Origin of the sequence: Litorimonas sp., assembly GCA_029936425.1 — a bacterium.
Taxonomy (GTDB): domain Bacteria; phylum Pseudomonadota; class Alphaproteobacteria; order Caulobacterales; family Maricaulaceae; genus Litorimonas.
Genome location: JAPYSU010000002.1, coordinates 264,926 through 289,445 on the forward strand (window position 1 = coordinate 264,926; position 24,520 = coordinate 289,445).

At 51.5% G+C, this 24,520-nt stretch carries 20 protein-coding genes; 10 read left to right on the forward strand and 10 right to left on the reverse strand.

Going from position 1 to position 24,520, the window contains the following annotated elements; all coding sequences use genetic code 11:
• Positions 1–10 precede the first annotated feature (10 nt).
• Entirely contained in the window at positions 11–2,233 is a 2,223-nt protein-coding gene (locus tag ACN0IC_RS03055; protein ID WP_416877286.1) for a 3-hydroxyacyl-CoA dehydrogenase NAD-binding domain-containing protein, read from the forward strand.
• A gap of 84 nt (positions 2,234–2,317) precedes the next feature.
• Here the strand turns inward: ACN0IC_RS03055 and ACN0IC_RS03060 are convergent, their stop codons facing one another.
• On the reverse strand, positions 2,318–3,754 hold the full coding sequence (locus ACN0IC_RS03060; protein ID WP_416877287.1) for a sodium/proline symporter: 1,437 nt from the start codon (positions 3,752–3,754) through the stop codon (positions 2,318–2,320).
• 145 nt (positions 3,755–3,899) lie between these two features.
• Complete coding sequence (locus ACN0IC_RS03065) at positions 3,900–4,301, reverse strand: host attachment family protein (protein ID WP_416877288.1); 402 nt, start codon at positions 4,299–4,301, stop codon at positions 3,900–3,902.
• A gap of 188 nt (positions 4,302–4,489) precedes the next feature.
• On the opposite strand from ACN0IC_RS03065, the gene ACN0IC_RS03070 reads away from it, so the two are divergent.
• Entirely contained in the window at positions 4,490–5,239 is a 750-nt protein-coding gene (locus ACN0IC_RS03070) for an enoyl-CoA hydratase/isomerase family protein (protein ID WP_416877328.1), read from the forward strand.
• A 39-nt stretch (positions 5,240–5,278) separates the two neighbouring features.
• On the opposite strand, the gene ACN0IC_RS03075 is transcribed toward ACN0IC_RS03070, so the two are convergent.
• Entirely contained in the window at positions 5,279–6,829 is a 1,551-nt protein-coding gene (locus ACN0IC_RS03075; protein WP_416877289.1) for a cryptochrome/photolyase family protein, read from the reverse strand.
• Between the two features lie 77 nt (positions 6,830–6,906).
• Here ACN0IC_RS03075 and nadC point away from each other — a divergent pair, with 77 nt between their 5' ends.
• Positions 6,907–7,770, forward strand: a complete 864-nt coding sequence (nadC, locus tag ACN0IC_RS03080) for a carboxylating nicotinate-nucleotide diphosphorylase (protein WP_416877290.1) — start codon at positions 6,907–6,909, stop codon at positions 7,768–7,770.
• 80 nt (positions 7,771–7,850) lie between these two features.
• On the opposite strand, the gene ACN0IC_RS03085 is transcribed toward nadC, so the two are convergent.
• The gene (locus tag ACN0IC_RS03085) at positions 7,851–8,615 is read right to left on the reverse strand and encodes a cell wall hydrolase (protein WP_416877291.1); all 765 of its coding nucleotides are present in this window, start codon (positions 8,613–8,615) and stop codon (positions 7,851–7,853) included.
• Positions 8,616–8,981: 366 nt separating this feature from the next.
• On the opposite strand from ACN0IC_RS03085, the gene ACN0IC_RS03090 reads away from it, so the two are divergent.
• The gene (locus ACN0IC_RS03090) at positions 8,982–9,731 is read left to right on the forward strand and encodes a TSUP family transporter (protein ID WP_416877292.1); all 750 of its coding nucleotides are present in this window, start codon (positions 8,982–8,984) and stop codon (positions 9,729–9,731) included.
• On the opposite strand, the gene ACN0IC_RS03095 is transcribed toward ACN0IC_RS03090, so the two are convergent.
• Positions 9,692–10,708, reverse strand: a complete 1,017-nt coding sequence (locus ACN0IC_RS03095) for a DMT family transporter (RefSeq protein WP_416877293.1) — start codon at positions 10,706–10,708, stop codon at positions 9,692–9,694. The two genes, ACN0IC_RS03090 and ACN0IC_RS03095, sit on opposite strands and share 40 nt — an antisense overlap.
• Positions 10,705–11,175 carry a tRNA adenosine(34) deaminase TadA gene (gene tadA / locus ACN0IC_RS03100; protein ID WP_416877294.1) on the reverse strand — a complete coding sequence of 157 codons (471 nt, stop codon included), beginning with the start codon at positions 11,173–11,175 and terminating at the stop codon, positions 10,705–10,707. Before tadA ends, ACN0IC_RS03095 begins: the two co-directional genes overlap by 4 nt.
• Before the next feature lie 38 nt (positions 11,176–11,213).
• Between tadA and ACN0IC_RS03105 the strand changes: the two genes are divergently transcribed.
• The 4 genes from ACN0IC_RS03105 to ACN0IC_RS03120 all read left to right on the forward strand — a co-directional run bounded on the left by ACN0IC_RS03105 (position 11,214) and on the right by ACN0IC_RS03120 (position 13,585).
• Positions 11,214–12,269, forward strand: coding sequence for a pseudouridine synthase (locus ACN0IC_RS03105; RefSeq protein WP_416877295.1), 1,056 nt, complete (start codon positions 11,214–11,216; stop codon positions 12,267–12,269).
• Positions 12,269–12,829: a 16S rRNA (guanine(966)-N(2))-methyltransferase RsmD gene (gene rsmD, locus ACN0IC_RS03110; RefSeq protein ID WP_416877296.1), complete on the forward strand. Its 561-nt coding sequence runs from the start codon at positions 12,269–12,271 to the stop codon at positions 12,827–12,829. The genes ACN0IC_RS03105 and rsmD overlap by 1 nt, the downstream gene beginning before the upstream one ends.
• Before the next feature lie 154 nt (positions 12,830–12,983).
• Positions 12,984–13,172, forward strand: a complete 189-nt coding sequence (locus tag ACN0IC_RS03115; RefSeq protein WP_416877297.1) for a type II toxin-antitoxin system HicA family toxin — start codon at positions 12,984–12,986, stop codon at positions 13,170–13,172.
• A gap of 8 nt (positions 13,173–13,180) precedes the next feature.
• On the forward strand, positions 13,181–13,585 hold the full coding sequence (locus ACN0IC_RS03120; protein ID WP_416877298.1) for a type II toxin-antitoxin system HicB family antitoxin: 405 nt from the start codon (positions 13,181–13,183) through the stop codon (positions 13,583–13,585).
• Here the strand turns inward: ACN0IC_RS03120 and ACN0IC_RS03125 are convergent, their stop codons facing one another.
• The 4 genes from ACN0IC_RS03125 to lspA all read right to left on the reverse strand — a co-directional run bounded on the left by ACN0IC_RS03125 (position 13,586) and on the right by lspA (position 18,332).
• Complete coding sequence (locus ACN0IC_RS03125; protein ID WP_416877299.1) at positions 13,586–15,142, reverse strand: GNAT family N-acetyltransferase; 1,557 nt, start codon at positions 15,140–15,142, stop codon at positions 13,586–13,588.
• 66 nt (positions 15,143–15,208) lie between these two features.
• Positions 15,209–17,089: a DNA mismatch repair endonuclease MutL gene (mutL, locus tag ACN0IC_RS03130; protein ID WP_416877300.1), complete on the reverse strand. Its 1,881-nt coding sequence runs from the start codon at positions 17,087–17,089 to the stop codon at positions 15,209–15,211.
• A gap of 63 nt (positions 17,090–17,152) precedes the next feature.
• Entirely contained in the window at positions 17,153–17,695 is a 543-nt protein-coding gene (locus tag ACN0IC_RS03135; RefSeq protein ID WP_416877301.1) for a DUF3035 domain-containing protein, read from the reverse strand.
• A gap of 70 nt (positions 17,696–17,765) precedes the next feature.
• On the reverse strand, positions 17,766–18,332 hold the full coding sequence (gene lspA / locus ACN0IC_RS03140) for a signal peptidase II (protein WP_416877302.1): 567 nt from the start codon (positions 18,330–18,332) through the stop codon (positions 17,766–17,768).
• 193 nt (positions 18,333–18,525) lie between these two features.
• On the opposite strand from lspA, the gene ACN0IC_RS03145 reads away from it, so the two are divergent.
• Both ACN0IC_RS03145 and ACN0IC_RS03150 read left to right on the forward strand, forming a co-directional pair.
• Complete coding sequence (locus tag ACN0IC_RS03145; RefSeq protein WP_416877303.1) at positions 18,526–21,894, forward strand: autotransporter domain-containing protein; 3,369 nt, start codon at positions 18,526–18,528, stop codon at positions 21,892–21,894.
• Between the two features lie 11 nt (positions 21,895–21,905).
• Complete coding sequence (locus ACN0IC_RS03150; protein ID WP_416877304.1) at positions 21,906–24,491, forward strand: hypothetical protein; 2,586 nt, start codon at positions 21,906–21,908, stop codon at positions 24,489–24,491.
• Positions 24,492–24,520 lie beyond the last annotated feature (29 nt).

Consider the following 24,520-nt stretch of genomic DNA (forward strand, 5'->3'; position numbering starts at 1 on the left):
GGAGAATATTATGAGTGAGTATAAGACAATTTCCATGGATCTCGATTCTGACGGAATCCTGACACTGACAATTGATGTGCCGAACCAGGGCATGAATGTCTGGGACGAGCATTTGATGTCCGAATTCCCAGACTTTGTAGAGCGCTTATTGACCGATGATGAGGTCAAAGGCGCGGTCATCTGTTCAGGCCGCGAAAATGCTTTCATGGCCGGCGCAGACCTTCGCATGCTGGAACAGAATTCTGGAAAATTAAACAAAGACTCTTTTGAGCAAGGCATGACGCTCAACCGTCTCTTCCGCCGAATGGAAACAGGCGGCCATACCGTCCGCCAGATGCAGCGAGAAGGCAAAAAGGCCAAACCTGTGGCTGTCGCTGTCGAGGGCCTTGCGCTTGGCGGCGGACTGGAACTGGTTCTGGCCTGTCACCACCGCGTCGTCGCGGACAATCCAAAAATCAAGCTTGGCCTTCCGGAAGTGCTTGTCGGTCTTTTACCGGGCGGCGGCGGAACGCAGCGTACCCCTCGCCTCGTCGGCCTGCAAAATGCAGCGATGATGTGCACACAGGGAAAGAATCTCGACCCGAAAAAAGCTCTCGCTCAAGGCCTCATCAACGAGGTTGTCGAGCCCGGCAAAACGGTTGAGGCCGCGAAAGCCTGGGTCAAAGAAAATGCGAAAGGCGTGCTCCAACCTTGGGACGTTAAAGGCTTTAAAGTCCCGGGCGGCGCAGGTTCTATGAACCCCAAAGCCGTTCAGTTCTTCGTCGCAGCCAATGCCATGGCGCTTAAAGAAAGCAAGAATAACTATCCTGCCATCAAGGCCATCATGTCCTGCCTCTATGAAGGCACAATGGTTCCAATGGATACCGCCATCGCGATTGAGGTGAAATATTTCTGCAAACTTCTGGCTGACCCCGTTGCCAAAAACATGATCCGCACTTTGTTTGTGAACAAGCAAGCGGCTGAAAAAGGCGCGCAGCGACCAGAAGGTATTGAAAAAATCGACATCAAAAAAGTTGGCGTCCTGGGCGCAGGCTTGATGGGGTCGGGCATCGCGCATGTGACCGCCAAGGCCGGCATGGAAGTGATTTCACTTGATCGTTCCATGGAGGAAGCTGAGAAATCCGTCGCCTACACCAAAAAGATTTTGGACAAGAGCGTTTCTCGCGGCCGTATGACCCAGGAAAAGGCTGACGCCTTCCTCGCCCGGATAACGCCAACAGATAATTATGACGATCTGAAAGACGTGGATCTGATTATCGAAGCGGTCTTTGAACGTCCGGACGTCAAAGCCGATGTTATCAAAAAGACGGAAGCCGTAATCGGGAAAGACGTTGTATTCGCGTCAAATACCTCCACCCTCCCCATTGGCGGGTTGGCGGAGAACTCTTCCCGCCCGGATCAGTTTATCGGCATGCATTTCTTCTCCCCCGTCGAGAAAATGCCGCTCCTGGAGATCATCCCGCATGAAGGCACAGGCGATCTCGCTCTGGCCGCCGCGTTTGATTATAATAAGAAAATCCGAAAGACGCCTATCGTCGTGAAAGACGTCCGTGGATTCTTTACCAACCGCGTTTTTCCGCCCTATGCCAATGAGGCCAGCCTGATGGTCACAGAAGGTATCAGCATGGCGCTTATTGAAAATTGCGCCGCGAAGCTAGGCTTGCCAATTGGCCCGCTCGCCGTGACAGATGAAACGACGCTCAAGCTCGGCTATGACATTATGACCTCGACTAAAGAGGAAATGGGCGATGAATATGAGCCGACCGGATCCGAAGAGTTTTACGAAAATATGGTCACAAAATGGGATCGCGCCGGACGCCGCTTCGGAGCAGGGTTCTATGACTATGACGAAGACGGAAAACGTCTGGGCCTCTGGAAGGGCATGAGCGAGCATTACCCTCTGAAGGAAGAGCAACCGTCCGCCGATGAGGTCATGGAGCGTTTGCTGTACGCGCAGCTCATACCGACGGCGGAATGTTACGCTGAAGGCGTCGTGCCGGATCCGCAAAGTGCCGACTTAGGCGCTATCTTCGGATGGGGCTTCCCACCTTATACAGGCGGCCCTCTTTCCTATATCGACACAATCGGTCTGGAGGCCTTTGTCACCACGGCGGATAATCTGGCGCAGCGTCACGGCGCGCGTTTTACGCCGCCGCAAATGTTCCGCGATAAGGCAAAAGCTGGCGAAACGATATATGAGACAAAATCGAAAGCTGGCAAAAAAGCCGCCTAATTTATGTCTTAAATCAAATGACTTAAACGCCTCTTAGGAGGCGTTTTTTTTTATTTAGTGTCTATATCAATTCATGAGTAAAAATCAGCTTTGCTTTATAGCCTCGGCGTCAGCTTTTCGCCCGAAGAATAAAATCACAAATCCCACGATCCAGGACACCCACTTCTCTATAATTTCGGCGATGGGTCCCTCTATATTTGAAAATATGACGGCCGTGAAAAACGCAATAAGGACGGCAAAGAACACAGCGCTACCTTTCACTTTCCAGCCAAGGCATTTAGTTAAAATAGTGGGACCAAAGGCTGCCCCTAAAGCGACCCAACTAAACAAAACGCGTTTAAAAATAGTTTGATCGGCAAAGAGTGTCAGCAGAACGGCAAACACAGCGACCGCCACCATGGCTAATCGGCCAAAAAACAGCGCTCTTTTCGGGTGAGAGTATTTAATTCCAATATCATGAGAGACAGCAGAGGCGGCGGCCAGAAGCAGGCTATCCACCGTCGACATGACAGCCGACAATACGGCTGCCGTAATAATGCCCGCCAATACGGCCGGAAGAAATTCTTTCGCTGCGGCGAAAAACAAAGCTTCTGTACCCGTTTCTATCCCGGTCGCGCGACCAGCAAAGGCAAGGCAGACCAGTCCCGAATAGATTACTACGCCCCACAAAATCGTTATGAGCGCGCCTTGAACGCGTTCTCTATCCGTCCGAACCGACATGATGCGGTTCAATAGTTGTGGCTGCCCAAGCGCGCCTAATCCTGTTCCAAACAATCCCATCGCCAGACCAATGCCGGCCATCCCCACGGCCCCGCCCGTAAAGCTGAAATAACCTTCAGGCTGTGTGGTTTGTAGCGCGTCCATCAAAGAGCCAAGGCCGCCCGCAGCGCTCACAGCGGCAATCGGAACGAGGACGCAAGCCAGCATCATCACGACCGCTTGCAAGGCGTCCGTAATACTGGCGGCTAGGAACCCGCCTAAAAAGCAATAAATCACGATGATGGCCGCCCCCAGCAGAACAGCTTCGGTGACATTCATTCCAAAGACTTCAGTCAGGGCATTTCCTGCGGCCTGAAATTGCGAGGAGATATAAAAAATGAAACAAAATAGGATCATGGCGGCGCAAATAATGCCAATTCTCTTTTTCCAAACCGCCGTCACGTCTGACGTCATGAAATCAACGATTGTTAAATGCCCCTTGGAAGCCGTCTCGGCATTTAATTTTGGCCCCATTACCAGCCAAGTCAGCAAATAACCGCCAAAAATGCCCGGGATAAGCCAGAGCCCGACAATGCCTTGCGTATAGACCACTCCGGTAAACCCAAGGAGAACCCAAGCAGACGATGTTGAGGCTGCGTAAGAAAGCCCCGCCGTCCACGGCCCTAATCCGCCGCCCGCCCCTTTACCTGCGAGGAAGAAATCATCTTCGGAATTTACACGCTTTGACGCCCAAAAACCGACGCCTAACAGGATTACTTTATAAGCAATTAGCGTGATAAGTACGATTGTGGTCGATGACATAATATCCCCTTTCCTCTTTACTAGGCTAATTGGTTTTCGGGTGTCCAGCAAAACGACTTTGCCTTCAGCCCGAAATAGAAGCGGGTAATAAAAAAGACCCGACAGAGCGGGCCTCTTCTGAATTAATTCGATTTTTTCTGGCGGTTTATTTTCGCGCAGCGGCAACAGACTTTTCTATGTCCGGCAATGTAGCGTTGATCAGCGTCTTGTTCATTTCCAGCAAGATTTTGTCATTGACCTCTTTATGCAGAAGCGGTCGAATTTCGCCCAGAGTTTCCGGATCTGCGGCCAGAATAAGATTTTCAAATTTTCCTTTGTGAACATATTCATAAAGTCGCTCCGCGACTTGTTTGGAAAATGTGGCTTCCATCGACTCTTTATCCGAGCGTTCTGCCGGTGACTTTCCGGAGGGACCTTCATCAGCAAGGTTCTGAGGTGTCCAATGATCTTCCATATTCAAATGCGCGCCGTTTTGACGATATAATTTTGCTTCTTCGCCTGTTGCCGTCAAAATTAAAGTGTCCTGCGGTAGATGTAATTCAGTCATTTTGTCTCCTTTTTAATTATGTTAAACTAACGTAAGGGCGTTTCTTTTGTTGCAATAATTCGAAGGAAAGACTCAGGAAAAAACCCTGAACCAAAGTTTTCCCGCCAACTCCTTGCAACATTTTTGATATTTCTCTGATTTTTGGGGATTAATCTGAGGTTATTATGGACGCTGACGTCAAATTTTCGATGAGGACGGGCCAAGTTGGTCGGATTCTCTTAGCACAACCCGCTAAACGAAATGCGCTGAGTGCTGTTATGTGGAAACAGCTTTTGGGCTGCCTGGAAGAAGCGGCTGACACCCCGGCTTTGAAAGTTCTTGTTATTACGGGCGACGGCGAACATTTCGCTGCCGGAGCGGATATCTCAGAGTTCGAAACACTTTATGCAACACCGGAAAGCTCGAAAGCGATTTCTTTTACCATCGCTCAAGCTCTGGAAGCGGTGGCTATTTTCCCTAAGCCGACGATAGCTAAGATCCGCGGGGCTTGCGTTGGCGGAGGCTGCGGTCTCGCAATGGCTTGCGATATCCGTATAGCCGACGGCACGTCACAATTTGCTATTACCCCAGGTAACCTTGGTTTGGTTTATCCTTTTTCTGACATGAAGCGTTTAATTCAAGCGATAGGCATAAGCCGCGCAAAGGATATGCTGTTCTCCGCCCGGACAGTCTTGGCAGAGGAAGCTCTGGAAATGGGTTTGATTAATCGCCTCACCGATCAATATGAGCTGGATCAAGTTGTGCGGGATTATGCGATGTCTATTTCAGACACGTCCGGCGAGTCTCTTTCCATGACCAATAAAATGTTTATGGCATATGAAGCCGGACAAAGAGTGGAATCTCAAAAGACGAAAGATTGGTTTCAGGCCGGCTTTTCGAGTAAGGATTTCAAGGAAGGGTATCAGGCCTTTCTGGAGAAGCGGAAACCTGACTTTTAAAGAGTTCTGCTTGAAATGATTTCGATCTGGCCGGCAGCTTTATTTGTAATCTTTTGCCATGGAAGGCGAAAGGCTCTGAATAAATGAATCGGCCTGTTGCATAAGCTCTTTACGGGTATCTTTGTCCATTTTTTCCAGATTTCGATAGGGCATCGCCAAGCGATTATTATCTTGTAGCTTCTCTTTATTTCGGTCCAGGAAGTGCCAGTAGAGTGAATTATATGGACACGCATTCTCTCCGGTCCGCTCTTTCACATTGTAAGCGCAGCTTTTGCAGTAATCACTCATCCGGTTAATATAGGATCCGCTGCTCGCATAAGGTTTTGATCCCAGTAATCCGCCATCGCCATATTGACTCATGCCCAAAGTATTCGGCAGCTCCACCCATTCAAACGCGTCCAGATAAACTGACAAATACCATTCGTGCACATCATAGGGATCGACCCCAATGAGCAAGGCAAAATTACCTGTAATCATCAATCGCTGAATATGATGGGCGTAAGCATAGTCCAAGGTTTGGGTGATCGTTTGGGAGAGACAATTCATATCCGTCTGTCCCGTCCAGTAGAAATCCGGGAGTTTCAGTTCTGCTTCCAGAAAGTTCTTCGTTTCATATCCCGGCATTTCAAGCCAATAAATGCCGCGCACATATTCGCGCCATCCAATGATTTGGCGGATATAACCTTCGACCGCGTTGATGGGAGCCTTGCCCTCCTTGTAAGCCGCTTCCACACGCTCACAGACTTCCATAGGACTTAATAAACCCGCATTGATATAAGGCGAGACCAGAGAGTGGAACATGAACGGTTGATCCATGACCATGGCGTCCTGATAATCGCCGAATTGAGATAATTGGTTTTTGAGGAAGTAATCCAAGCTCTCAAGCGCCTGGTTCCGTGTCACGGCGTAAAAGAATTCATCCGTATTCCCCATTCGGGAATCAAACACCTCATTCACCATTTGAATGACGTCACGGGTCGTTTCATCCGGTTTGAATCTTATCGGCTCTGGGAAAGCCATTTTATCTTTCGGGGGCTTGCGGTTTTCCTTGTCAAAGTTCCATTTTCCCTCGACAGGTTTATCGCCGTCCATAAGCAGCTCCGTTTTACGGCGCATCTCACGGTAAAAGTGTTCCATGCGAAACGATTTTCGGTCTTTGGCCCAGTCGGAGAACTCGTCCTTTGTGGCAATGAAACGATCATCATGAGTGATTGAAACGGGCACGCCCAAAGCTGACTCCCAGCCCTGAACGTCTTTCAGAACCCGGTAGACAGAGGGTTCGCAGACCCGGATCTGGTCAATATCATGACGAGACAGGGCGCGCTTGACCTCCTTACGAAACGTGCCCTCATTTTCTTTATCCGTCAGTTTAACGTAATCGACGTCCCATCCTTGTTCTCTTAACTCATCAGAAAAATGCCGCATGGCGGAAAACAGAAAGACGAGTTTTGTGCGGTGATGCGGCACGGTTGTCGCCTCATTCATGACTTCCATTATCAAAACCACGCTTTCTTCAGGGTCACTCACGGCAAGAGAAGAAAGGGTATGGGAAAGTTGGTCAGCAAAAACGGGTATCAAAACTTTAGACATATTCTTGCTACGCACGTTTAAAGCCGAAGTGTCAAAATTATCTCGTCATAGGCCCATTTGGTCTTTAAGACACCCACATGAGATCTCTGCCGCCCCTCCCTCAAACTGTTATTGAACCAATTGTTCGTCTGGCCCTATCGGAAGATTTTGGGGTGTCAGGGGATCTGACGGCCAACTTACTGATACCCGAAACAGCCAATGGTCAACTGCTTATGAGAGCGCGGGAGAACGGCGTTATCGCCGGGCTTCAGGCCGCTGCGCTCACCTATGCCCTTGTTGATCCCGAAATGACCTTTACGCCGAAAATTCAGGACGGCGCTTCGGTCAAGGCGGGAGACATCATCGCCAAAATTAAAGGACCCAGCCGAAGTCTTCTTTCCGCCGAACGGGTTGCCTTGAACTTCCTTGGCCGCCTGTCGGGGGTTGCCTCATTAACCCGTCAATATGTTGATCAGGTCAAAGGCACGAATGTCCGCATCGCCGCGACGCGGAAAACCACGCCGGGATTGCGCGCCCTGGAAAAGCAAGCCGTTCTGGCCGGAGGAGGGTTTGCGCACCGCGAGAGCTTGGCCGCCGCTATTATGGTCAAGGATAATCACATTGCATTGGCCGGGGGCGTCGATGCGGCGCTCTCCACGCTCAAAGCCAGAGCCGATCACATGACCCGTATCAGCGTCGAGGTGGATACGCTGGAACAGCTTAGAGCCGTTTTGCCCTATGAGCCGGACGTTATTCTACTGGATAATATGGGCTCTGAGAAATTGCGTGAGGCGGTCAGTCTCGTCTCCTCGTCAAAGCACCGACGCCCAATTCTAGAAGCGTCGGGGGGCGTGAATTTAGAGACTGTGCGGGGGCTGGCAGAAACAGGTATAGACGTTATCTCTGTGGGCGCATTGACCCATTCCGCGCCAAACTTTGACATCGGCATGGATGCCGCTTGATCTCACCCTATTAACGCTGGGCAAAAGAAAAGCGTCTCCAAGGGAAACGCTTTTAAAATCCGTGTGTTTAGAATTCAGACCTAAGTCGGAGGCGCGACGCTCATAGTCGTGCTCTTCTGAACAGGCCTTTCCTGCCATTTGAAGCGATAAAATTTATGAACGCCGATTTGCCCGTTAAAGCGAAGCGAATCTGCCCAATGCGGGTTCACCCAAACCGTATGATAATGTGTCGCCTTATTGGTCAGCTCAGGCGCAGCGCCGGTTATGCTCAGTTTGGCAATCGCTTTTGCGCGGTCCCAAGCTTTTCCTTTCGGAAGGCGCTCATTGGAGCCGTCGCAGGCAAAGCTGAACTGGCAGCCTGTTCTGCGCTCTGCGCCCTGATAAACAACGCCGCAGATCGAATTCGGATAATGTTTGGACGCGACGCGGTTTTGAATAACTTCTGCCACGCCTATTTGTCCGGACCGGGTCTCAGAACGGGCCTCATAATAGACAGCCTCTGAAAGACAGTTAAACTCTTTCATATCATATTTCGCCAATTGACGAATAATAGGCTGTGTTTTTGTAAGAGCTTTAATCGTCGCATTGTCGCGCTGAGCGCCAGTTTGAAGATTTACATTCGTTGTCAGCTCCGTCATTTCAGAGGCAAATGTCTCATTGGCATAGAAGTCAGACGACTCGGCAGATTGCACAACGTCTGTAAAGACATCAGCTTTAATCGCCCATTCCGCAGCAAGACGCTGTGACTCCGCTTTTTGAGCGATAGCCGGAAAAGCCACACTTGCCGCCCCGACCGCAATAACGCCCAAAGACCAGCCCGCAAAGATATATCGTTTCTTAGCCATTGGCGCGCTCAATAAAGGTCTGCGAGAAAAGCCACAACAGTCGGTTCCATGCCCAATGCAGTTTTTTGCGAATATCGACGAAACTGTTGCAATCCGGTCACTCAAAACTACTATATATTGTGTCATATTTCCCCAAATAGCATATCTAGATATAATTTTAAGGTATAATAAGACTTATTTTACCTCTTTTTTCCCGAAATCGACCTAATTTTTTCCACCTAAAGTTCTTTTATACTCTTTTTCAGGTGAGATTCGGTTTTCTTTTTTGCCTGGAAACCGGCTTTAAATTGAAGTCTAAACATGAATTTTCACGGCAGTCTGATTGAGAAATTGTATTCTCTCAGGATATCTCCATAAGTCGGCCCCATGAAAATTGCACTCCTCATTCTGGTCTCGGCCCTTTTTACCGCCGCCATTTCCGGCGTCTTCGGAATGGGCGGCGGTTTAATCTTCATGGGCATCATCGCCACCTTTCTGACGGTTGCCGAAGCCATGGTCGTTCACGGCGCCGTGCAGAGCGTCAGCAATAGCTTCCGCGCCTACCTTCTAAGGGATGGGATATGCTGGAATATTCTCGGATGGCAGCTTCTTGGCGCATTACCTGCTATTCTGCTTTTGGCTATCGCCTCTGTCACGCTCAACAAGGGGCAGCTTTTTCTCGCCCTCGGCCTGCTTCCGCTTCTCCTCTGGCTGCCCAAAGGGTGGCTGCAAGGCGACGCCAAGAAACCGTCAAATGCTGTTCTTTGCGGAGCGATGGTCATGGGTCTGAACCTGACAGCAGGCGTAGCTGGTCCGGCTCTCGATTTCTTTTACGTCAAAACCACCCTGACCCGTCATCAGATCGTGTCGACCAAAGCTGTGACTATGTTTGCGTCCCACATGGTCAAAATTCTCTATTTTGGTCTTCCGCTGGCCGCCAGCGCCGGACTGGGCGGATTGCCGCCTTGGTGGGTCTTCCTCCTCGCTATCCCCGCGGTTATGGCCGGAACCTATATAGGAACGCGCCTGTTAAAACATTTCTCAGATGTCGGCTTTCGATCCATTAGCCGCTATCTCGTCACCTTTATCGGTTTCGTCTATTTGCTGAGAGGTTTATCTCTTTTGGGCTTTCTTTGATTAAGCCACATATAAAGGCTTATCCCGGATAGGGTGACAACCGTCCCTATGCCGTCCCATAAAGAAAAAGGCTCGCCCAATATCACGATCGCGGCGACAATCGTGGCCAAAGGCCCGATCATTCCCATTACGGCGACGGTCTGCGCGCCGATCCGCCCCATGGCGACGTTAATCAAAAAACTCGGCAATATAGTGGAGAAAAACGCAATCGCAGCGCCGAGAAAATAAATTCTCGGCGGCAAGTTCAGAGCCTCGACAATTCCCTCTTGGCTTAGGCTATAGATAACAAAATGAGTCAGGATAGCCGCTCCGGCGCCAATCATGGCAAGACAGGTAAATATCTTGGACCCGACCTTATCAATCAGCCGCTTGGCCAGGAGTTGAAACAATCCAAATAGAACGGCGGCGCATAATAGCAGAGCGCTACCCAAAGGCACATTCAATCCAGTAGCGATATCACCGCCCAGAAAAACAATCCCCAACCCGCTATAGGCGAGGATGATGGCGAGAATTCCGCCTTTGGTTATTCGCCCCCCGAAAAAGAGCGCGCCGAGAATGACCACAAATACGGGATAGGTGAACAGCAGAAGCCGTTCCAATTGCGCCGTAATGTATTTCAGACCTGAAAAATCCAGAAAGGTACAAACATAATATCCCATCACCCCCAAAAGCGCTGCCTGTAGGATGTGTTTGAACGGAATGGCCGCGCCGTCTTTCCGCAGGGAAAAAATCAAAATCCCTATATAAATCGGCAAGGCAAATCCCATTCGCAAAGCCATCAATGTAATTGCGTCCAGATCATTGGCATTTAATCCCCCGGTCGGAAGATAAGCTACCTTGACCAGGATTGCCTTCATGGAAAAGAGCATCGCCCCAAGCGCCGCAAAAACATACCCTGCCTTGGCTTTGTGCAAAGGCTCAGGAGAAGAGCCTCCTATAAGGGGTTGAACCGCTGTTTCCCGCCAAGTGGTTCTCATGTCGAGCGGTCCTTTTTGCGGCGGGACTTGAAAAATGCTTTCAACAGATCTGCCGACTCTTCACCCAATATCCCTGCCTGAGTTTCAGGACGGTGATGACATGTTGGCTGTTCGAAAAAGCGGACGCCGCTTTCAACAGCGCCGCCTTTGATGTCGACTGCGCCGTAAACCACTCGCCCAAGTCGCGCTTGCGATATCGCCCCCGCGCACATCGTACAGGGCTCCAAAGTAACATACAGCGTCAATCCGATGAGGCGGTAATTTCCGGATATTTGAGCCGCCTTTCGTAATGCCAGGATTTCTGCATGGGCTGTAGGGTCGCTTTCTGAAATCGGCGCATTGCCTGATTTCGCAACTATTTCCTGTGTGACAGGGTTGACCAGAACCGCGCCGACAGGCACTTCGCCCCGTAGAGATGAGGCTTGCGCTTCCTCCAGCGCTAGGCGCATATAGTCTTCATCCGTCATAGACGCTTCATCTGCGTCCAAACCCAAATGGTCAAGTCATGCCCGATATGCAAAAAAGAGACCCGTCCAAACCCAAAGTGCAAAGCAAGCCGAAACTTGCCGACAAACCCGGCGACCGGATTGCGAAGTTTCTCGCTAGGGTCGGCGTGGGCTCGCGCCGCGACGTCGAAAGAATGATCGAAGACGGCCGCGTCAAAGTTAACGGCAAAGTCCTGAACACCCCGGCTTTCAAGGTAACAGGCAAAGAAAAAATCCTCGTCGATAACGCCCCTGTCGAGGAACCGGACATTCCGCGTATGTGGAGATATCACAAACCCGACGGCCTGGTGACCTCTCACAAAGACGAACAAGGCCGGCGGACCATGTTTGAGGCCCTGCCCACCGATATGCCGCGCGTTATTTCCGTGGGACGCCTCGATTTGACCTCAGAGGGACTAATCCTGCTCACCAATGACGGCGAGCTTGCCCGCGCGCTGGAGCTCCCCAGCACAGGTTGGTCCCGCCGCTATCGCGCCCGCGCCTATGGTAAGGTGACACAAGAACAATTGGACACCCTCAAAAAAGGCGTTGTCATTGACGGCATTCCCACCGGCGAAATCATTGCCGCGCTGGATCGGCAGCAAGGCGATAATGCGTGGATTAATGTGACGCTTCATGACGGAAAGAACCGCGAGGTTCGCCGCGCACTCGAAACGCTCGACCTGAAAGTGAACCGCCTCATCCGGGTGTCTTTCGGCCCCTATATGCTCGGCGATCTTGGCAAAGGGGCGTGCGAGGAAATCAAAACGCGCGTTTTGCGCGATCAGGTCGGACATCTTATCGACATTCCCGAAGAAAAAACGACAACGCGCAAACCCAAACGCGGAAGTCATGCCAGCGCCAAACGGTTTCAAGAGAAACCGAAAGACGAAAACGCCCCTAAAGGCCGAGGTAAATTCGCCAAAGGCGGCGCAAAACCCGCGTCAAAACCGAAATCCAAACGCCCGGCCAAAAAGGTTGTCGGCAATGCGTATGGTAAGCCCGGCGGGAAAACCTCCGGCAAATATGCGCCCAGGTCTCATGGAAAAAGCGGGCAAGGAAAAGGGAAGACATAATGCGAATAGTCTCGGGATCATTACGGGGGCGAAACATCATAACCCCTGACGGGCGAAAAACTCGCCCGACAAGCGATCAGACCCGGGAATCTATCTTTAATATTCTCACCCACGCCGACTGGGCCCCGCCCTTGGAGGGCGCCATCGTCGCTGATATCTTCGCCGGATCAGGGGCTTTAGGCTTTGAAGCCATCTCTAGAGGCGCCGAATTCTGCCTCTTCGTCGAAACAGAACCCAAAGCCCGCGGCGCGATTCGGGATAATATCGACCAGATGAACCTCTTCGGCTGCACCCGCATCCACCGCCACAATGCTGTGAAACTCAAAATCGCACCAGGAAACCTCCGCGGCCCGTTCACGCACATCTTTATGGATCCGCCTTATAATAAGGGCCTTTGGCGCCCCGTCCTTTCCCGGCTCAAAGAATACGACCTCATCGCCGATAATGGGGTCATCATATTGGAAGACAGCGTCGAGGCCGAAATCGATATCAAAGGCTATGAAGTGCTCGCCGATAAAAGCTGGGGCGCAGCGCGGGTTTTGTTTTTAAAAGAGAGCTGAAGTCAACTCCTCAGCTTCTCTGAAATTTTGGTGAAGCAAAAATTATCAAAACGGTGGAATTATTGACAAATCACATTTCGTGTGTATATAAATACACAATATAAAAGTTCCGTAGGCATTTCGCCCGCTCTTTTTAAAATTGAAAGAGGTGCCAATGGAAAGAAATAGTCGTAAGCTTAAAAAACTTCTTGAAGCAGATGGATGGTATGAAGTTGGCGTTAGAGGCTCTCACGTTCAATTTAAACATTCAACAAAATCTGGACGAGTAACACTCCCTCATCCGAAGAAAGACTTAAAAGCAGGCACAGTCCGGTCAATCTATAAACAAGCAGGATGGCTCTAAGCAAAACCATGTTCTACATCGCTTTAATTCATAAAGACGGAGACTCCGATTACGGCGTTTCTTTTCCTGATTTTCCGGGCTGCATCACAGCAGGAGATACATTTGATCAAGCTATGGCTATGGCTAAAGAAGCTCTAGGCTTTCATGCCGAAGGTATGATTGAAGATGGTGAATCCCTTCCGGCGCCCAGCAGTTATGAAAAAATTAAAGCAGACAAAGCCGGTTTTTGGGCTGAAGACTTAGCCGATGCAGAAATCGCCCGCGTGCCACTTTTAATAAATATTGCCGCACCAAAACGGATCAATATTTCCTTAGATAAAAACTTATTATCCGCCATTGACCAAGCGGCAAAAGAGCAAGGCATGACCCGTAGTGCGTTTCTGGCAAGCGCCGCCTTACAACATCTGGGCTAACTACCCATCCACACCCTTGGCCCAAGTGGTCTGATACAAATCAAACCGCCGATCCCGCAGGTTTCGCACCGTGCCTTCCGCCCTCGCCCAATCCAGATCCGTTAGGTCGAGATTGGCCATAGCGACGGTTTCCACATTTTCCGTGCAGAGCGCGGCCACGCCGTCCCGAGCAAAAGGAAAATCGCAGGGCGTTATGATACAGCTTTCGGCGTAATTTATGTCCATATTCTCAACGCCCGGCAGATTGCCGACATTGCCGGACATGACCACATAGCACTGGTTCTCGATTGCCCGTGCCTGAGCGCAATAACGCACCCGCATATAGCCCTGACGGTTATCCGTACAAAACGGCACAAAAAGAATCCGGGCGCCCTCATCCGCCATACGGCGGGCCAGTTCAGGAAATTCGCTATCGTAACAAATCAACACGCCAATCGGGCCGCAATCCGTGTCAATTGTGCTGACCTCGTCCCCGCCTTTAATGTTCCAATGACGCCGCTCATTCGGTGTCGGGTGGATTTTTTCCTGCGCGTGGACAGACCCGTCCCGCAGGAATACATAAGCGATGTTCTGAATATCGCCGTCATCGGTTTGTGTCGGATGCGACCCGCCAATGATATTGATATTATATCCGACGGCGAGCTTGCGCATTTCTTCGATAAATATCGGCGTGTATTCCGTCAGCTTTTCAATCGACTCTCTGGCCGATAATCGGTGGTCTGCGAGCGCCAGTAAGGGCAGAGTGAACAGTTCAGGAAAGACCACAAAGTCCGTTTTATAAGCCGAGACACTGTCGACGAAAAACTCGACGCTGCCCATAAAATCTTCGAAGCTTTCAACCCGGCGCATTTGCAGCTGCACGGTCGCGACGCGTACCACAGATTTTTGCGCAGTTTCGGAATGCACCGTCTCCCGCGTTTCCGGCATATAGGGGTTGTACCACCGCATGAGAACGGCGTTGCCGCCTGAGGCCGGGTCTTCTGGTAAATAATTTGGAATAATTTGAACAGGCTCGAACCCTTGGCGGAGCTGAAAGTTCACCACGGAATCAATCACCTTCTTGTCTCTAACGGCCGCGATATATTCCATCTGATCCGGAAATTTTTTCTTGCGCTTGCCCCATCCCGGCATGCGTCCGCCAAACATGATGCCTTTTAATTCATAGCTTTCACAGAGAGCTTTACGAGCGTCATAAAGGCGCTCGCCGATGCGAAGACGCCGCCGCGTCGGATCTACGCAAACATCTGTGCCGTAAAGCCAATCGCCATTAGGATTATGCTGGGAGCCATAACCCCCGCCCGTAATTTCCATCCAGCTATGCGGGGTAAGCGCGCGCTTTTCACTGATGATAAAGCTCGCCGCATAACCGACAATTTCGCCCTCGGACTCAACCACGAATTGCCCTTCGGGAAAGTTGGAAATCTGGCCCCGCACTTCGCTGGTCTTATAGGTTTCCATGGTCGGATAGGCTTTCTCGACCAGTTTGATAATGCCTTTGATGTCTTTGAGCGACGCCGTCCGGATGGTCAGCTGCGCGCCTGCTTTGGATTTGGCCAAGGGAGAGTCCTTAAAAATTGGCGATAGATATATCGTCAGTTAAACTAAGTATCGTGTGTACAAAACTTAGCGACGCCCAAACAGTCTTTCAATATCGGCCAGCTTTAATTCCACATAGGTCGGGCGACCATGATTGCATTGGCCGGAGTGCGGAGTTGCCTCCATCTGTCGCAGCAGCGAGTTCATTTCAGATCCATTCAGACGACGACCCGCGCGAACGGAGCCATGGCAGGCCATGGTTCCGCAGACATGTTCGAATTTTTCCTTGAGGCTCAACGCTTCATCATATTCAGAAATATCGTCAGCCAGATCCCGCAACAGGCCCTGAACATCCATTTCGCCGAGTAAGGCCGGGGTTTCCCGTACGGCCACAGCGCCAGTGCCAAAGGGTTCAATATTCAGGCCCATTTCCGCCAGCTCATCCGCGCGTTCCAAAATCCGCGCGGCATCGGTTTCGCCGAGCTCCACAATATCGGGAATGAGCAGGGCTTGCCGCTCCACGCCTTTGCCGCGCATGGCGTCTTTCATCCGTTCATAAACGAGGCGCTCATGAGCGGCGTGTTGATCGACAATGACAATACCATCCAAAGTCTGCGCGACGACATAGGTTTCATGGAGCTGCGCGCGCGCCGCGCCGAGCGGTTTCGCCGTGAGGTCTTCCCCCTGCCCCTGCACGGGATAACCTTGCGGATTATAGGCTTGGGACGGACCATCAAAGGCCTCTCCACTTTCTTCGACCTTGGCGGAAAATCCGTCGACGAGAGGCTGCAAGGCCGGGTCATTCCGATAAGGCGGCTGATAATTGGGCGCGTAACCGCCGCGCTGCGGACTGTAATTACCTTGAAGCGGCATATGGCTCTGCCCGGTCTGAATACGGCCCAAAGCATAGTCGCTCACCGTTGTGCTGGCGCGGTGGCCGGCTTCCTGCAAAGCGTGGCGCAAGGATTTGACGATGAGGCCGCGCACGAGGCCGGGGTTACGGAAGCGCACCTCTGACTTTGCCGGATGAACGTTCACATCAACATGGTCTTGCGGCAGGTCAACATAGAGCGCGACCACAGCATGACGATCCCGCGCAAGGTAATCCTGATACGCGCCGCGCACGGCCCCGTGCAAGAGTTTGTCGCGCACTGGTCGTCCATTGACGAACAGATATTGATGTTGCGAATTTCCGCGAGAAAAGGTGGGAAGACCCGCAAATCCCGTCAGCGCAATATCTTCTCTGATTTGATTAATGGGAACGGCGTTGGCGCTGAAATCCTCGCCCAATATTCCGGCCAGACGCGCCAAACGGCCGTCCATATCGTCACTTTGGCCTGCCAGTTTCAGCGACACTCTTGAGGTCGACCCCAGCGTCATCCCAACATGTGGATTGGCCATGGCCAGACGTTTCACCGTATCCGAAATGGCCATCGCTTCGCTACGTTCGGATTTCAGGAATTTTAGGCGCGCCGGGGTGGCGTAGAACAGATCGCGCACTTCAACCCGTGTGCCGTGCAGGCCGAACCGGGCGGCAGGTTTAGGCGGCATGACCTTGCCGCCTTCGACGCGCAGGTCCCATGCGCTGTCTGAGTCGACCGTCTGGCTCAAAAGGGAGAGCCGCGCGACCGACCCGATGGAAGGTAAAGCCTCGCCGCGAAATCCCATGGTCGAAATATTCAATAGATCCCAATCCCCTTGCGAATTCGGGGAAAGCTTTGAGGTCGCATGACGTTCAACCGCAATAGGAAGTTCTTCGGAACTCATGCCTCGCCCGTCATCAGTAATCGAAATCAATGTCCGGCCACCGTCTTCATAGCGGATATCGACCTGTGTCGCGCTGGCATCAATTGCGTTTTCTACGAGTTCCTTAATCACGCTGGCCGGGCGTTCAATGACCTCGCCCGCCGCAATCCGGTTGACGGTTTCATTAGGTAGGCGGCGAATCGTTATCGGCAGAGCGCTCATTAAAAAAGCCTAGCGACTGCGAGGTCACTAGGCCATGATAAGCAGCAGGTTAAGCTGTGGACACTAAAGCCCAGGCAGTTTTGGTCCGCCGGGGCGTTTGGAAATCTCAACCTGACCACCACCGGTCGCCGCATTCACAGATTCTAGACGCTGGGCCTCACGTTCCGAGTCGAGCGGAACAATTTCGCCTTTATCATTGACCAGTTGGCCGTCTTGCCAAAATAGAATTCGATTTGCGAACCCTTGTGATTTGCGCTCGACAGAATTCTGACCGTCAATTTTTATGCGAATTTCAGGGTCGGCCCGTCCAACATTGGCCTGGCGCATCAAAATCGCTTCACCTTCACTCGGCTCAGCCGCATCAATATCGCCAATAAGCGCTTCGCGGGCAGCGCGCTGAGAATAATTATCCTCGGCTGAGCTTTCCCCGACACGCGGCGGACGCAGATTATATTCCGGCGGTATCACCAATGGGGCTTTGGTCAGAATGTTGAACTCGTTCGGGGCATTCTTACGAAGACCAAGGGCTTTCGATGTCGACGTGCATCCAATCAGGAAAGCCGAAGCGGTCGTTGCGAGAATAATCGGGGCAAAAATGCGGCGCATACTGTCCGTCCTTCATCAATTTTTTTAACGCCATAGCGTCTATCAAGGCATGCGCCAAGTGACCAAAGGTTTATTTCGCAGTTTTTGTCTCATCCCGGGTTAGAAAAGCCCCCGCAAAAAGCATGACCACGCCCACCGTAATGGCGCTGTCGGCAATGTTGAATGCATAATTAAAGCCGATATCACTGAAATCGATAAAATCTGTCACGGCCCCAAAGAAAAATCGATCAATGGCATTTCCCAGAGCGCCGCCAATAACCAGACCCAATCCCCATTGAGATAATCTGTCCCGCGTTTGACCGAGAACCCAGAATAAAAGCCCGCTCATTCCAAAAGCAAAAACCGTCAGAAGCCATCGTTTGAGCGGCGAATCACCCTGCAAAAGTCCCCAGCTTATGCCCTGATTGCAGACCAGAGAAAAATCCATGATGGGGCTGAGATCGAATTTAACCGCCGGCGTTGGATCTATTTCGCATATATTTAGCGGTTTCTCAAAAAAGCGGATGATTAAAAATTTTGTTATTTGGTCAATCAAAATCACGAAAAACGGCAGGAAAACTCCAAACCGCAGCCATATTTGCCCGCGATTATGCGGCAAAGCCTCTTGAGGATCCGATTGGGTCGTAGTTTCTGTCATGAGCGGGCGATTGCCACGAAACCGCAGATTTGGCAATCTCTGACAGGAATTAGAGTAAAAACACGCTGCCAACGCCTGTAATTGTAACCAATCTTTCATTGGCGTAGGGCGATGAACTCGTTAGACAGTTTCTAAAGATTAGACCGCAAAGCTGCTTTAAAAGGCCTCTTTCGGGAAGAACGGGACTTTATTCATGCCAAAACTTCAACCTTCCTCAGTGAAGACAGTTTCACGCTATCTCGGCAGCGTTTGTAGCGCCGCGATGATTTTGGGATGGGGGTCTCTGGCTTTTGCACAGCTCACGATTGAAGATGACCGCACCGAAGCTGTGGATACGGCAACTGCGGGTGAGGATGGCGGCCCGAGTGATGTGACAATTACATCAGATGGTAGCGTTATAGTTGACGATGCCGGCCCGGCTGTCACGCTAAATTCGAATAATGATCTCGTTAATGAAGGCGAAATCCGGATTTCCGATGTCGACGATGCAACCGCTGTTTCTCTTGAAGGCGGCGCGGATAGAAATTTCACGAATAGCGGCACCATTACGGTTGATGAAGATTTCACTGCAGAAGATACGAACGGTGACAATGTGGCCGACAGCCCCCGCGCACAAGGCTCTGGGCGAACGGGCATTCTAATTTCAGGGGCGTCTCCTTTTGAAGGCGATGTTACACTAGACGCCAATTCTAATGTAAATGTCGAAGGCAATGACAGCTACGGCGTAAATATTACAGACAATATGATGACCGCCTCATTAGACGGGAATTTCAGTAATCAAGGCCGAATATCTTTGACAGGCAACAATGGTGCCGGTGTCAATGTCGCAGGCGATGTCACGGGAAATATCACCAATAGTGGCTCTGTGTCAGCGCTCGGCGAAGGGTCCAACGCTTACAATATCAGCGGTGACGTACAGGGCGGATTTGTCAATTCCGGCACGCTGGGGTCCAATGGCTTCCGCCTGACAAGTCGTCCCGGTTTTCAAGGGGCCGGTACAGGCCGCGAAGACCTGACAGCTGAAAATCTTGAAGATGCCGGCTCATCCGTTTCTATTTCCGGAAATATTACAGGCGGAGTTCACTTTGATCTGGTCCGGGAACCTGTTCTGGATGCAGATGGCAATGAAACCGGAGACTTCCAGACAGTTCGGACATCAAACGTCACTCAGTTCGGGAGCGCCCCGGCCGTAGTTATCGACGGAAACGGCGTTCCGATTTCTATTGGCCGCGTCAGCGCCATTACCGACCCGTCAGACGAAAATTTTGATGAATCCCTTCAATTCGCTTTTGTCAATGAAGGCAGCATTACATCTCAGGGGCTGTTTGATGATTTCGACGCCACAGTTCTTTCTATTCGGGATGCTGAACTTGAGGGCGGGCTGAACAATAGTGGCAGCCTGACCGTCTCTGCCTTCAGCGGCACCGGCGCATTTGCAGTCCCCGGCGTTTCCGCAGGTGATGGATATGCGCGCGTTATCGTTCTTGGCGACGGCGCAATTGTCGAACATATCAATAATACTGGCGTTGTGTCGGCAACGGCTTCTGAACCTGCTGACGAAATCTTCGCCGATCAAGCCAATCCAGTTACAACCACCGTTAATCTTCGCGCAACTGCAATTGATATTTCAAACGCAGCCACGACGGGCTCTCTATATAACAGAGGCTCGATTTCTGCTGTCCTCGTTGGACGGTCCGGAGAGGCTTTCGCCATACGCGACGCATCCGGCTCGCTTTCTGATGTCACAAATGAAGGATTGATTTCGGCTGTAGGGCGGACTTCAGACCCGACAGAGGCCACTCCGCTGGACTTCACCCTTGTAGCGATTGATGCGTCTGCCAACACCACTGGTTTTACTTATACACAGCAACTTCGCGAAGATTCCGATCCTGACGATGATATCGATCCCATTGCGCCTAGAACAACCGGAGACATTCGCCTGGGCTCAGGAGATGATCTGATTGTAGCGTCGGCCGGCACAATCGACGGCGATATTGATTTTGGCGGAGGACAAGACACACTTACTCTTTCCGGCGGCTCTGCTTACACAGGTCTTATTGAGACAACCGGAGAAGTCACTTTGAACGTCTCTGACGGAAGCGTTCTCACCTTGACGGAAGGACAGCCACTCTCCGTCGCCGATGCGAGCTTTGATAGCACGTCCTCCTTTATTCCGACCCTCAATGGCGGAACAGGTTTGGCCTCCACTCTTAATGCCAGCGGAACAGTCAGTTTTGCTGAAGGCGCGTCAATTTCGCCGCGCTTTAACAATATTTCGGACAATATCAGTCAGGAATTCACTCTCGCAAATGCAGCCTTGCTGAATATCACCGAAAATACGCTCGCCTCGCTCAATGGCAACACGACTGACTCACAACCCTTCCTTTTTGACTTTGTCTACAGCCTGGACGGCGATAACGCTCTGGTTGTGACGGTTGATCTGCGAGATCCTAACTTGTCCATTGAACAGGGCGGCCTTGGACTGGACTCTGCGCAGGCGGCTGCTTTTGGTCCGGCTCTTGAAGCGTTCGTTGCCAATAGCGAACTCGGGACAGCGATTGCCAACATCACAAATGGCGCTGAATTCAATCAGGCCTATAATCAACTACTTCCTGAATTTTCTGCGGCAGCTCGAGAATTTGTTCTGGCCAATGTAGACGGAGCCACTGGCGCCGTTGGTACTCACCTCGACTCGGCCAGGCGCTCCCCTGACAAACCGGGCGGGGCCTGGATACAGGAATTTGCATATTTTGCGGATCGGGACCTGGCTGGATTATCCGAACAATATCGCGGCGAAGGCTTCGGCTTTACGGGCGGACTGGATACGGCTTTTGGACCTTTCCACGCAGTGGGTATTAATTTCGGGTTTGCCAGCACAGAAATCGAAGATGTCGTCGGGCAGGATGAACCTCTGGACGTCATTACCCTGCAAACCGGACTCTATGCAGGCTATGCTCAGGCCATTGGTCAAGGTGAATTGGGTATCGAACTCTATGCCGGCGGCGGATATAATAAATTCGAACAAGAACGCCGCGTCCTGATCAACAACTTCTTCGGACGAGCCTCTGCCGATTATAGCGGTTACCATTTGAACGGCTCCGCGCGGTTTGGATATGACCTTCCAATCTCTGAAAAATACTGGATACGTCCGGCTGTCTCATTTGATTATCTACGTCTCGACGAAGATGGTTATACCGAGGAAGGGACAGAAGGCGTCGCCCTTGACGTTAGCGGACGTACAACGGACCGCGCCTCCGCCACAGCGATGATGAACTTTGGCGCCCGTTTCCAGGGCAAGAGAACCTGGATCAGGCCCGCCCTTCGCGTGGGTTATCGCTACGCCTTTATCAACGACCCTGCTCTAACAGAATTTGGTTTTGCCGGCTTGAATGGTCAGAGAGCAAGTTTGGATTCTTTCGGATTCCCCGATAGCGGCTTCCTCGTCGGCCTCTCTGTGGCGGCCGGATCGGAATATTCTTCCATCGGCTTTGATCTGGACAGTGATATCCGTGACGGCTTTATCCGTCATACGGGCCGTGTGGTTATTCGTCTGTTATTCTAAACGCGTCTTTCATGGAGCCTCTACGCCATAGCCCCTATCTTTCGGGGCTATGGGAACGCTTAGGCGCCCCAACCGACTCCCTCGAAAACCTTACAAAACAAGCCAACCACGCCGCCTCGGCCGAGGCGTTACAAACTCTCAAAGACAAATTCGCACTGCGCTGGGCGCTGAGCAGTTTTGAAGACGAGACCGGCTTTGATGCTTTGGGAAAATTTCAAAGCCGCTTTGCAGACGCCACAGTAAACGCGGCCCTTCGTCTGGCTTGGGCCGAAACCGCCAAAAGATTCAAATTGAAGTCTCCGGACCCCAGAGGCCTGTTTCTCCTTGGCCTCGGTAAGTTAGGCGGAGATGATCTCAATTTCTCTTCAGATATTGACCTGATAGCCTTTTACGATTCAGGCGTCCTTCCTGTGCCGGAAAGCCTGGGTCAGAATTATGTTGTCAATCACTGCCTGAAAAGCCTGACCCAAATCCTGTTTCCGCGAAACGCGCCGCATCATATCTGGCGAGTGGATTGGCGGCTGCGTCCTGAAAGTTCAGGCTCCGGCCTCGCTCTGTCAACGTCGAAAGCAGAGAAGTTCTATTTCTTCCGGGCTCTGCCTTGGCACCGATTAGCCCTCATGAAAGCCCGCGTCATTGCCGGAGACAAAGAGGTTGGGGACACCTTTTTGGAAAGTCTTGCCCCTTTTATCTGGCGGCAAAACCTTGATTTTCGCGCTCTGGATGATCTCGCCGAGCTCAAATCCCGTATAAATACGGAGCATCCGGGACTAGCGCAGGAACGGCGCTCGCCAGCCCCAATAACGGATGATGCGAGAGGGTTTAACTTAAAGCTCGGCGCGGGCGGCATTCGCGAAATAGAATTTCTGGCAAATGCAAGACAACTCGTCTGGGGCGGCAAACAGGCCGAGCTGCAAACCACGAATACGCGCGCCGCTCTGCAAGAGCTGGCCGAGCTGAACCATCTTAGCCAGGAAGAAGCCGATACGCTGCGGGCGCATTACGCGACATTGCGACAAATCGAAAACACGGTTCAAATACTCCGTAACGAACAAGCTCATAAAATTCCAGAAGCAGAGGAGGATCTAGAGGCTGTTCTCGCGCTGCTGGAATATTCGCATATGTCCGATCTCGACATGGAAATTCTGGCCATTCGAACCTATGTGAACGAGCGCTTCAAAAAATTGTTTCAGGCCGAGACAAGCTCTCCGCGAACGCCTCTTGCGGACTACAAAATAGAATTGAGCCCTGTTGCAAAAGTCATTGCGGAAAGTTGGCTGGACGGCTTTGATGATCACGGCCTGCCGCAATCACTCAAAGGTCGATATCGAAATCTGGGCAAACGTCTCCTGAACCGGATTATACTGAGTATTGCCGATACAAATTTGGCCCTGAGTCGTGTCGATGAATTTCTGCGGTCGATTTCCCGCTCGGCGCAATATTTTGACCTGCTGGAACGACATGAAGGCCTGCTCGACACATTGATAACGCCGCTCCTTCATTCTCCGCATATGACGTCTATCCTGGATCAGTCCCCTCACATCATCGATATTTTTCTGACCCCGCAACAATCACTAGAGGAAAATGCCCAGACCGTCTTGGCAGAACCGGATTATGGCCTGCGCCTGGATCGTTTGCGGCGCTTCGTCAACGAACATATTTTTTCCTACTATCACGGCTTTATGGAGAAGTCGGACAGTCTGGAAACGCTGCAGCAAAACCTGACATTTCTCGCGCAAATTACGTTGGAAACCTCCATCCTGATTGTGAAGGACGAATTGGAACTTGGCGAACTGGATATGATGGTTCTGGGACTTGGCAAGATGGGGACTTCCACCATGGCGCCAAAATCTGATCTGGATCTGGTTTTCATTTTCAGCGACGAGACAGATAGCGAGCTTGCCTCGCAAATCGTGCGCCGCCTCCGGACAACACTGACCACGCCGTTAAAAGAAGGCATCGCTTATGAGCTGGATATGCGTCTGCGTCCGTCAGGTCGAAGCGGCCCGCCCGGCGTAAAATTCTCCAGCTTCAAATCCCATCATTTAGAGCGGGCGCATAGCTGGGAGCATATCGCTCTGGCCCATGCCCGCCCTGTCGCCGGGAGCAAGGCTCTGGGAGAGAAGGTATCCGCCCTATGCAGAGAGATTCTCACAAAAGCCCGGGATGAAACGCAATTTCTGCAGGACGCCCGGATCATGTGGCGGCGCATTGATGAACAGCGGATTATTGAAACCCCGCACGATCAATTTAATTCCAAACTCCGTCCTGGAGGGCTCATGCAAGCGCAATATATTCAGGCCTGCCGGAAGGTTCTTGGACAATCGAGCAATTTCGAATTAGAGAGTGCGATAAAATTCTGGCAGTATCAGCAGGTGTGGGAACGCCTTCTTGGCCTTAAACTGCAACCCTTCGAGAAAGTGGCAGAGCGATTTAAAGGCGGCGTCTTCAAAGAAAATGGCGAGAGCCTGAGCATTTCCGATTATGTGAAGCGTAGCGCCGTGCACGCCCAATTTGTGGAGGAGAATATGAGAGAAATATTCAATAAAATTCCCGCCCCGGAGACTGAAGACGGCCGGCCTGTCCTCTGGTCCTGAACTTAATACACAAACCATCTGTGAAAGCG

What these genes read in the sequence shown, in the direction of transcription:
- ACN0IC_RS03145 (WP_416877303.1), top strand. Translation starts at nt 18,526, where the DNA reads ATGCCAAAACTTCAACCTTCCTCAGTGAAGACAGTTTCACGCTATCTC.
- ACN0IC_RS03090 (WP_416877292.1), top strand. Translation starts at nt 8,982, where the DNA reads ATGAAAATTGCACTCCTCATTCTGGTCTCGGCCCTTTTTACCGCCGCC.
- ACN0IC_RS03135 (WP_416877301.1), bottom strand. Translation starts at nt 17,695, where the DNA reads ATGCGCCGCATTTTTGCCCCGATTATTCTCGCAACGACCGCTTCGGCT.
- ACN0IC_RS03055 (WP_416877286.1), top strand. Translation starts at nt 11, where the DNA reads ATGAGTGAGTATAAGACAATTTCCATGGATCTCGATTCTGACGGAATC.
- ACN0IC_RS03060 (WP_416877287.1), bottom strand. Translation starts at nt 3,754, where the DNA reads ATGTCATCGACCACAATCGTACTTATCACGCTAATTGCTTATAAAGTA.
- ACN0IC_RS03120 (WP_416877298.1), top strand. Translation starts at nt 13,181, where the DNA reads ATGTTCTACATCGCTTTAATTCATAAAGACGGAGACTCCGATTACGGC.
- ACN0IC_RS03105 (WP_416877295.1), top strand. Translation starts at nt 11,214, where the DNA reads ATGCCCGATATGCAAAAAAGAGACCCGTCCAAACCCAAAGTGCAAAGC.
- nadC (WP_416877290.1), top strand. Translation starts at nt 6,907, where the DNA reads ATGAGATCTCTGCCGCCCCTCCCTCAAACTGTTATTGAACCAATTGTT.
- tadA (WP_416877294.1), bottom strand. Translation starts at nt 11,175, where the DNA reads ATGACGGATGAAGACTATATGCGCCTAGCGCTGGAGGAAGCGCAAGCC.
- ACN0IC_RS03115 (WP_416877297.1), top strand. Translation starts at nt 12,984, where the DNA reads ATGGAAAGAAATAGTCGTAAGCTTAAAAAACTTCTTGAAGCAGATGGA.
- ACN0IC_RS03095 (WP_416877293.1), bottom strand. Translation starts at nt 10,708, where the DNA reads ATGAGAACCACTTGGCGGGAAACAGCGGTTCAACCCCTTATAGGAGGC.
- rsmD (WP_416877296.1), top strand. Translation starts at nt 12,269, where the DNA reads ATGCGAATAGTCTCGGGATCATTACGGGGGCGAAACATCATAACCCCT.
- ACN0IC_RS03085 (WP_416877291.1), bottom strand. Translation starts at nt 8,615, where the DNA reads ATGGCTAAGAAACGATATATCTTTGCGGGCTGGTCTTTGGGCGTTATT.
- mutL (WP_416877300.1), bottom strand. Translation starts at nt 17,089, where the DNA reads ATGAGCGCTCTGCCGATAACGATTCGCCGCCTACCTAATGAAACCGTC.
- ACN0IC_RS03065 (WP_416877288.1), bottom strand. Translation starts at nt 4,301, where the DNA reads ATGACTGAATTACATCTACCGCAGGACACTTTAATTTTGACGGCAACA.
- lspA (WP_416877302.1), bottom strand. Translation starts at nt 18,332, where the DNA reads ATGACAGAAACTACGACCCAATCGGATCCTCAAGAGGCTTTGCCGCAT.
- ACN0IC_RS03075 (WP_416877289.1), bottom strand. Translation starts at nt 6,829, where the DNA reads ATGTCTAAAGTTTTGATACCCGTTTTTGCTGACCAACTTTCCCATACC.
- ACN0IC_RS03070 (WP_416877328.1), top strand. Translation starts at nt 4,490, where the DNA reads ATGAGGACGGGCCAAGTTGGTCGGATTCTCTTAGCACAACCCGCTAAA.
- ACN0IC_RS03150 (WP_416877304.1), top strand. Translation starts at nt 21,906, where the DNA reads ATGGAGCCTCTACGCCATAGCCCCTATCTTTCGGGGCTATGGGAACGC.